This is a genomic window from Lachnoclostridium sp. An14, assembly GCF_002160755.1.
GTDB lineage: Bacteria > Bacillota > Clostridia > Lachnospirales > Lachnospiraceae > Lachnoclostridium_A.
The window spans coordinates 175,092-184,156 of sequence record NZ_NFLE01000003.1 but is presented as its reverse complement, the minus strand read 5'-3'; the positions used below and the strand labels follow the sequence as shown (position 1 = coordinate 184,156).

The following is a 9,065-nucleotide window of genomic DNA, read 5'->3' as shown; positions in this document are numbered from 1 at the left end:
ATCCGTCACCGTACTTACAAAATCTAACACTTCTTTCATAACATCCCATCCTTTTTTCTTTTAGTATACCAGAAAAAAGACGGATGTTCATAATTTGTTCATTCGTGCGTTTGTCGTGTGCGAGGGTAGGCATAAAATGTGTTACAGGATGGCATAAAATGATTGTCAGTGGAAACAATGAACGTTTTTCTGAAAATTTTTTTAAATTAGAAATTGGCTTGGTTTGTGGTTTTTCTTTGTATGGAGGGAAAGCTCGGCTACAAGGCGATTTCTTTTCTGATGGTAGAATTTCTTTGAGCTACTCGTTTCTCACAGAGAGAGACGTCACTGGTGATGTACTTAGACGCCGTCAACACCTCATTGCAATCCACTCCCTTCTCACGAAGGGAGACATGCCTTTCTGGAAAATATCTGGTATCACTGCAATATTTCAATCCACTCCCTTCTCACGAAGGGAGACAGCTGCGGTGGGAGGTAACTGGTCATGCTGAGATTATTTCAATCCACTCCCTTCTCACGAAGGGAGACCAAAACGATTTCCTCCAAACGCAACCCGGTTTCATTTCAATTCACTCCCTTCTCACGAAGGGAGACGGCAACCTTTACCAGTTTTTCATCCCATTCTCCCTCATTTTATCATTCATATTGACCGTATCACTTCTCTATCCCCCTCAAATTCATCTGTTTGCGCCCATATTTTTCGCAAATTGCACTATTCATCTCCGGTGCGAATCTCCCGGTGTTTCTGTGTGCACTTAGGATTCGCACCGCGCAGTCTGTTTCAATCTGCTATGGCGCAAACCCTTCCGGGATCATGAATGGGAGTGAGAGTTTTCGTCGTTCCCAATTCAACTGGCAACGCTCTGCGTTTCCCTCCTGCGGAGACAAGTGGAAATGTGGTTTTTCTGAGACTGATTGTATCATAAGCGGAGCCGGAGGTGCAAGAAGGAGTTGCGGGGGTGGGAGTATTTCTCAGGTCAACGGGTTGTCTCCGACTTCCTTCAACCACTATCTAACAATACCTCCCCTGCCTTTGACAGCATTCTTTCCACCGCCGGGTGAATCCGGGACATTCCCCCTTTAAAACGTGCACCCTCCGGACATCCCAAAAACCGGCGCAGCCCAATCCGTTCAAAGTTCCGCCGTTTCCCCTCAAAGGGTTCCATCACGATTTCCCATCACGACGCCACAATCTGAACCGCGTTCTCGCGAATCTGATGAATCGTTTCCATAAGAGCCGTCCTGGTTTTCGGATCGAACAGCTTGATGAAACTAATCGGCTTATCAAAAGGCGGCTTTGTCAGCTCAGCGGCCGTTTCCATATATCCGTTCCGCTCTATGTGGTTGATAATTTTGTGCACAAATGCAATCTGCCTCTGATTGAGGGACTGGTCGTTGATGAAGGCGGAAAACGCCTCCATGGCCGCCTCGTGATCCAGTTTAGCGATTTTGCGGACCATCAGGCCAAAGGGCGTATCTCCGAACTCCCTCTCATAGTCCTCCCGGCTCCCCAGCTCCTTAGTAAGTACCCGCTCCAACTCCTCGTAATCTCCCTCAGACAATGGAATATTATGGGTCAGTTTATGGATTGCCAACGTATCGCTGTGCTCATTCACATAGCGGTTTACTTTGTCCCGGTAATCCTCAAAATCGTAGGCCGCCTCCAACTGGACGCCTTCCTGACTGCTCACAATGGGATCCATCAAATTCGTCACAATGGAACCCCCCGATTCTCCCGCCTCGTCCAAAAACTTCATCAGCTCCCGCAGCTCGTTCCGCACATTCTCAAACATCTGTGGAATGCTGATTTTCCGCTCCAAGCGCGCCGCTATATCACACAGCTGTCTTATGCGAAGATACGGCAAGTAACAAAAAAGGAACTTGAAGCAGCGTCCAAATTCCTTTTTCCCAGAAATTCCACTTGAATTCTCAGCAGAATTTCTCCTATAAACTTTTAAAATATTGATTCGCCCGGCTCTACAAAAAAGGGATCGTCTTCAAGAAGATAAGGTGTACCGTCGCAGCTGATCCTAAGCCTGCTGTTTTTTACCGGCGTTACCGGCTGTTCCTTTGGCGTTTCCACTTGAGGAAACCATTCATATGGATAACGATGGGCTCTAAAGACTGCCCGGCCTGGATTGAGAAATTCCCATACGATTTCCCTTTCTGGTGTAACTTCTATCACTCTGCCGCGGATCGTTTCTGTGATCAGAGTATTTCCATTGGGCAGACGATCCGCTGAGGAGCAGTATTCGCTGAACAATAAATTACTGAACGCTCTTTCTGCGCTGTTATGGAAATGATACTGCTCATCATTAAACGTCCACTCGACCTTCAAGGTAACAGGATTGATTTCAAGAACCCTCGAATAAGAACGCGTGGCATTGTTAAACCCTGTAGGACGGCACGGCGTAGGTTTACCGATACCTGCCTGTCCGCCATTATCGAATAACAAAATATTGCCCTCACCGGGAAGACCGCGAGGAATCATGTGGACATGATGCTGTCCAACGATCTGCCCGATCTCTTGAAGTTCTTTGGTAGCTTCAAAATCAGGACCAATACGCCAAACGATATCGCCGGTTTTCTTATCAATGATGAACAAAGTATTGAGTATGCGGACATCAGTAATAATATTATCCGGATTAAACCGCTCATCACCGGCATCATACCACTTATTAGGTCCTAAATAATTGATATTGTTGCAATACGTTTCTTTCACATACTTGATATCTTCTGCCGGCTGAAGATATGGCGCAAACTGCTTGTGGATCGCTTTGCCAATCGTTTCGATACCTAATTGATCCCAGTGATCAAACAAGCTCCATGACCACAAGATATTGCCTTTTTCGTCGACCTCCAAAATTTTGGTATCGCTGACTTTGTGCTCGGAAAATTCCGGCAGATCACGATTCTCTGTAGAATTGATCAATGTTTTTCCACTGTGCAGCGGCTCTTGTCCCGGAATAAAATACCCTACCGGACTGCCCTGCCGCTGATAATCGTGATGTTGCCGCGCGCTCAGAAATGGCTTGCCCGTCTTAATGTCCATAACCATTTCGCCATTGGTAAAACGCCATTCGATCTCACCATCCCAATTCATCTGGACGAGATCCACACAATCCAGCCAATACCCTTTGGCGTAACCTGTTGTTCCTAAGATAGAGCCTCCCGGCAGCATTTTATTATCAAACGCACCAAAAAGTCCTTCCCATCTTTTTACGATATTGCCATTCATATCATAAAGTACAGCTCCACGAGCCGTGGAGTGCCCCCCTATAGCCGGAATGATGGTCAAGCCATTCCAGCATTTGTCCGGATTATACCGAACTACCCCTGTTGGAAACACACGCGTATACATTGTCATTGTAAAGCGCCTCCTATCCTATGTAAACGCAACCCCATTACGCTAACTTATTATTTAGTCTATCGCTAGCCCCCCATCTGGTCAAGATAATTTTCAGCAACATTCCACAGCTCTCACCCATCCACCACATTAAAATTCACATCCCGATACCTCATAATCCTATCCGCCATCTCCTTCCCATAATCCCTCTCAAAATCCGCCAGCACAGCGGCACTCACAGCCTCTCCCTGGGCCTGGAAAATGGCGGCGCTCACCTCGCTGTACGCCCAGAAAGAGTTGGCACAGTGGTACTCAAAGGACTTTAATCCCTCCGGACGCTTGGAGCAGTCCGTGCCCTCTTTCATGCCTGCGTTCCGCACAATATGGATACAGCAGTCACTCCGGTGAAGGGTCTGGGTCACCTCGTAGGAGAGATAGGGGTTAAATCCGCGGCAGATGGAATTGTCCAGGTGCTGGCAGTACACCTCTCCCGCCTCCGTCATCCCCATGGCCTCAAATTGTTTCTGCCAGGGGCAGGCGTACACCCGGTTTTCAAAATCCGGCCCCCAGGAAACCACCTCCGACTGGTTGGAGAGCCCTAAACGCTCTGCCGTTTCCGTATTGACCCATTCCCCGTAGCGGCTGTAGGTCTCAAAATTCAGCTCCTCCCCGTTTCGGATGGCCCGCTGAGCCATCCGGCGGCCGCGCTGGCCGGCGTGGAGCTGCGTCCCGTGGATGAATGCCTGTTTCCCCCGCTCCCCAAACCGCTCCGTCAGATAGTGATAAAACTTTGCCGCTATATAGGCGTGCACCATTTCGTTAAACCCTGATTCCCGTTCCGGCTGCGTGTTCGTCCCGGACGGCTGCATTCCGCTTAAATCCGTTTTTCCTGTGCTCATATTCTGATTCTCCTTCCCCATGATTTCCAGTCTTTGGTTTCTCTGTTTTCTCGTTTCCATTGTAACCCATTTTCCTGCCCCGGCCAAGTCCCTGCGCGTTCTCCTCTGCTCAAATCGCCGGAATAGTATGGCTGCCCTAACCGTCATTTCCCCTTTTTCCACCTATTCTTTAGATTTCTTAAGATTTTCCCCACCCCAATCTTCCCTTTTTATGGTTTATGATAACGCAGTAACCTGACAGGACCGTCCAATATTTGGAAAGGAGTTTCTATGAAACAGCCAAGACCGATCATCCAGGTGAGACGTCTGCGAAAAATATACTGTATGGGAGACGAGAAGGTGACCGCTTTAAACGGAGTGAGCCTGGACATTCTCCAGGGAGAAATCTGCTGTATTTTCGGCACCTCCGGCTCCGGAAAAAGCACCCTTTTGAATCAGCTGGCGGGCATGGAAAAGCCCACCTCCGGAGAGGTGCGGATCCGGGGCGTCCGGGTGTCCAGACTGGACGAGGAGGAGCTGGCCGCGTTCCGCCAGCGCTCCATCGGCTTTATCTTCCAGTCCTACAACCTGCTCCCGTCCATGACCGCAGTGGAAAACGTGGCCATGCCCCTGATGTTTCGGGGGATTCCCAAAAAAGAGCGGGAGGAAACAGCGGCCCGGATGCTGCGTCAGGTGGGGCTGGGACACCGGCTGAACCACTATCCGGGGCAGATGTCCGGCGGACAGCAGCAGCGGGCCGGCATCGCCAGGGCCTTCGCCGCCCAGCCGGAAGTCATTTTCGCCGACGAGCCCACGGGAAACCTGGACTCCCGCACCACACGGGAAATCATGGAAATGATCACCGGATTTGCGAGACAGCTCCACCAGACCATCGTGCTGGTGACCCACGACCCGGAAATGGAACAGTACGCCGACCGGGTGATCCGGCTGGTGGATGGCACGATCATCTCCAACCGGGTCCGCTGACCCTTTTTCTATTTTATACCTATGGAGGAATACGATTTATGAAACGAAGTACATTGATCCGTGCCCGATTTCTGGCAGCCGCGTTCTGCCTGTGGACGGCCGTATCGCCGGGAATGACCGCCTGCTTAGACGCTCCCGCCACGGCCATGGCCGCTCCGGGGACAGCAAACCTTAAAACCATTGCCCCCCATTTCCTGACCCCTGGGCTTTTAACCGTTCAGGCAGCCACCCCTCAGCTGTCCGGCAGTCCCGGCACAGCCGCCTCGGCCCGCATCGCCACCCCGTCCGTGATCCCCGGAGGCAAAGGGGGCGAAACATCACCGGAAAAGAAACCTGCGGGATACGCCTTTTCCGTAACCGATTACCGCCTTCACCACTCTGAACAGGTCCGGGAGGAAGTCACCTCTTTAAAAAAGGGGGAATCCGCCCGCCTGACCATCCGCCTGTCCAGCTCAGCCCTCACGGGAAAGGACGTGAAAAAAAGTGATTTTTCCGTATCCCACCGCCGGGACGGCTACCGGGCCGACGGCTCCCCCACAGTGAAGATTCTCTCCAAAAAGGACGATCCCTTAGAGCTGCAGATCACCTTCCCGAAAATCACCTACCTTGGAGGGGACACCGCTTTCGGCTTTCAGGTCCGCCAAAAAGGTGCTTTGGAGGAGGCAGTTTCTCTCTCCGTTTCCATTGACGAGACGGAGCGCGCCGACGTTTCCAAAAGCAGCGGGAAAAAGCGAAACCGCGACTCCTCCGTCTCCCAGCCGGTGATCCGCCTGGAGCGGGCCGGGACCTTTTCCCCCATGGAGCCGGGCGGCTCCGCCGCCCTCACCCTTCGCCTGAGCAACCTCAGCAAAGAGACGGACGTGGAGGATCTCACCGCCGTGCTGACCCCCGGCCCCTCCCTCTATCTCACCGGCGACACCAATTCCGTAATCGTGGGGAAATTAAAAGCCGGGCAGTCCACGGAAATCCAGGTGGGCCTGCAGGCAGGGCAGGACTTATCCGGCGTTTCCCAGACCCTGGACGTGGAGCTGCGCTACAACTATGATGCCGACGGCCAAACTGCCGCCGTCACCTCCGCCCAGAAGGTGACAGTCCCCATCCGGGAAAACAGCAGCTCCGGCCAGCCCTTTATCCGCATCAGCCACATGAGAAACGGCGGGGAAATCGGGGCCGGACAGGCGTTTCAGACCACCATCCGCCTGGAAAATACCAGTCACAGCCAGGTAAGCGGCCTGATTCTCACCCTGGAACCAAGCGACCAGATCGCCCTCATGGATCCGGAGGACACCTACCTGGTAGGGGATCTGGCCCCCGGACAGACCGCGGATGTGACCGTCAATTTAAAAACGTCCCAGGAGCTCTCCTCCCTTCCGTCCCAGCTGGTGGGCGTAGGCCTGAAATTTGATTACGACTCCGGCAAGGGCACCGTTCAGGGAAGTATTTCCGGCAAAATCGTTGTGCTCACCGCCGGAGGGACCTCAAAGCTTGGCGCTCCCACCCCCAACCTGATCATCCGCAGCTATTCCTACGGAGGCAGCGCCCAGGCGGGACAGGTATTTGACCTGGTGATGGAGGTGGCCAACACCAGCCGCCAGCTCCCCGCGGAGAACATCCTTATGTCCTTAAACACAGGGGAGGGGCTGTCCATAAACGACTCCTCCAACACCATTTACATCCCCTCCCTGGCTCCCGGCGCCACCGAGACCAGAACCGTGCGGATGCAGGCCCTGTTCCAGTCCAAGCTCCTGTCCCCGAAGGTGGACATCTCCTTCAAATACGAGTACGTGGACAACAAGGAGCGCAAGCAGAATTCCACCGCGGAGACCATTTCCATCCCCGTATATCAGCCGGACCGGCTGGAAGTGAAATCCCCCTCCTTCCCTGACGGGGTTCAGGCCCAGGAGGAAACTGCCATCTCCCTGCCCTACGCCAACAAGGGCCGGGGCGACCTCTTTAATCTGGAGGCCAGACTGGAAGGCGACATCCCGGTGCTGGAGCGGGAGGTTTCCCTGGGAAATCTGGAGCCGGGAAAGACAGGCACCATTGATTTCCTCGTAACTCCCGAAACAGGCGGCTCCTTCGAGGGCCAGGTGATTGTCACCTACGAGGACGATGCCATGAACCGGAAGGAATTGACCGTGCCGGTGAAGTTCCAGATCAAGGACGCCCCCGCCCCGGATCTGCCCCTGGTGCCGGAGGAAACGGAGCGGTCCGGCAGCCTCCTGCCCTTTTACCTGACGGCCGTCCTCCTCGCCTTCGCGGGAACGGGAGCGGCAATGTTTGTGAAACGGAAGCGAAAGGGCAAACAGGAGAACCTGGAAGAAACGGCGGAAGACGCCGGCGACTGGGAAACGCTGGACTGGGACGAAGAAGATCTGGAAACGCCGCAGTCCCCTGACAGCTCCCGAGAGGAGGCCCGCCATGAAACATAAGGACCTGTTTCGCGTCTGCCTGCAAAATCTCCTGCGGCACAAGGCCAGGACCCTTTTGACCGTCATGGGCGTGGTCCTGGGCTGCTGCTCCGTGATCATCATGATCTCCATCGGAATCGGCATGAAACGCTCCCAGGAGCAGGCCCTGTCCATGATGGGCGACCTGACAGTTATCAACGTATACCGCACCGGAAAAAGCAAAAAAGCGGCCAAGCTGAACGCCAAAGCCATGGCGGCCATCAAGGCCATTCCCGGTGTCCAGGCCGCGACCCCAAAGCTCACCGCCGACCAGCTCCCCATCAACGTCTACGCCGGAAAGGGACGCCGCTACCACTGCATTTACACCTCAGTGGTGGGCCTGGAGCCGGGCGCGGCGGAACAGATGGGCTACCGCCTGATAGAGGGAAAATGGAACAACTCCGGCCAGGACCATGTGCTGGCCGGCAAGGATTTCGCGTTCCTCTTTGAAGACACCAAGCGGCCTTCCGACCGGAACATGAGAGATCCCTGGGAGAAGGACGCCGAACCCTATTTTGACATTATGAAAACGCCTCTAACTCTGGAAATCGAAAGTGGAAAAGAGGACGGGAAAAAGCAGACGGTGGAACTGACTGTGGACGGACGCATGAAGGAGGATTACAGCAAAGGCATGGAAACCTCCATGGGCCTGGTTTTCCGACTGGATGACCTGCAGCGCATTATAGAGGCGCAGCAAAAGCTGGCGGGAAAGAAACCGGACCGGCGTCAGGGCTGGGAAAACGCCATTGTAAAAGCGGAAACCATCCGGCAGGTGGCGGAAATCGAAACGCAGATTAAAAAGATGGGGTTCTCCACCAGCTCCATGGAAAGCATCCGCCGCCCGATGGAACAGGAGGCCAGGCAGAAACAGCTCATGCTGGGCTGTCTGGGCGCCATTTCCCTTTTTGTGGCCGCCCTGGGCATCACAAATACCATGATTATGTCCATTTCCGAGCGCACCCGGGAGATCGGCGTCATGAAGGCCCTGGGCTGCCACGTCCGGGATGTGCGGCGCCTCTTTCTTTTAGAAGCAGGGGCCATCGGCCTGGCGGGGGGCATCACGGGAATGGGTGTCAGCTTTCTCATTTCCGCCCTCATGAATCTGGCGGCAGCCGCCGGCATCGGAGGCGGGTTCTCCTCCGGGGGATTTGACGGGGCCGATCTGTTTTTCTCTCCGGATATGGGCGGCCTCTCCACCGCCGTTTCCATCATCCCCTGGTGGCTGGCCCTGTCCGCCGTCCTCTTTTCCACCCTCATCGGGGTGGGAGCCGGATATTATCCCGCCAGACGGGCGGTGAACATCCCCGCTCTGGAGGCCATCAAGCACGACTGACGGCGGACTCCCTCCCGCCGGAGGCTTTTGTGTCATAGGAAACGCAGTTTCCTGTTAAATAAAAATCGGAG

7 protein-coding genes are annotated in these 9,065 nt (G+C 54.0%); 4 read left to right on the top strand and 3 right to left on the bottom strand.

Annotated elements, in window-relative coordinates:
* Positions 1–158: 158 nt before the first annotated feature.
* Positions 159–491, top strand: coding sequence for a hypothetical protein (locus B5E84_RS20295; protein WP_143469164.1), 333 nt, complete (start codon positions 159–161; stop codon positions 489–491).
* Between the two features lie 687 nt (positions 492–1,178).
* Here B5E84_RS20295 and B5E84_RS03325 read toward each other — a convergent pair.
* From B5E84_RS03325 to B5E84_RS03315, 3 genes are all read right to left on the bottom strand, one after another.
* Positions 1,179–1,793, bottom strand: a complete 615-nt coding sequence (locus B5E84_RS03325; protein ID WP_242963247.1) for a type I restriction-modification enzyme R subunit C-terminal domain-containing protein — start codon at positions 1,791–1,793, stop codon at positions 1,179–1,181.
* Positions 1,794–1,954: 161 nt separating this feature from the next.
* The gene (locus tag B5E84_RS03320; protein ID WP_087219183.1) at positions 1,955–3,367 is read right to left on the bottom strand and encodes an arylsulfotransferase family protein; all 1,413 of its coding nucleotides are present in this window, start codon (positions 3,365–3,367) and stop codon (positions 1,955–1,957) included.
* A gap of 113 nt (positions 3,368–3,480) precedes the next feature.
* Positions 3,481–4,245, bottom strand: coding sequence for an L-2-amino-thiazoline-4-carboxylic acid hydrolase (locus B5E84_RS03315; protein ID WP_242963246.1), 765 nt, complete (start codon positions 4,243–4,245; stop codon positions 3,481–3,483).
* A gap of 270 nt (positions 4,246–4,515) precedes the next feature.
* On the opposite strand from B5E84_RS03315, the gene B5E84_RS03310 reads away from it, so the two are divergent.
* From B5E84_RS03310 to B5E84_RS03300, 3 genes are read left to right on the top strand one after another with little or no spacing between them, the layout of a single operon-like run.
* Positions 4,516–5,211 (top strand): ABC transporter ATP-binding protein, encoded by a 696-nt coding sequence (locus B5E84_RS03310; RefSeq protein ID WP_087219181.1) that lies wholly within the window; start codon positions 4,516–4,518, stop codon positions 5,209–5,211.
* A 38-nt stretch (positions 5,212–5,249) separates the two neighbouring features.
* Positions 5,250–7,643 carry a COG1361 S-layer family protein gene (locus B5E84_RS03305; RefSeq protein WP_143469163.1) on the top strand — a complete coding sequence of 798 codons (2,394 nt, stop codon included), beginning with the start codon at positions 5,250–5,252 and terminating at the stop codon, positions 7,641–7,643.
* The gene (locus tag B5E84_RS03300) at positions 7,633–8,994 is read left to right on the top strand and encodes an ABC transporter permease (RefSeq protein WP_087219175.1); all 1,362 of its coding nucleotides are present in this window, start codon (positions 7,633–7,635) and stop codon (positions 8,992–8,994) included. The genes B5E84_RS03305 and B5E84_RS03300 overlap by 11 nt, the downstream gene beginning before the upstream one ends.
* Positions 8,995–9,065: the final 71 nt, after the last annotated feature.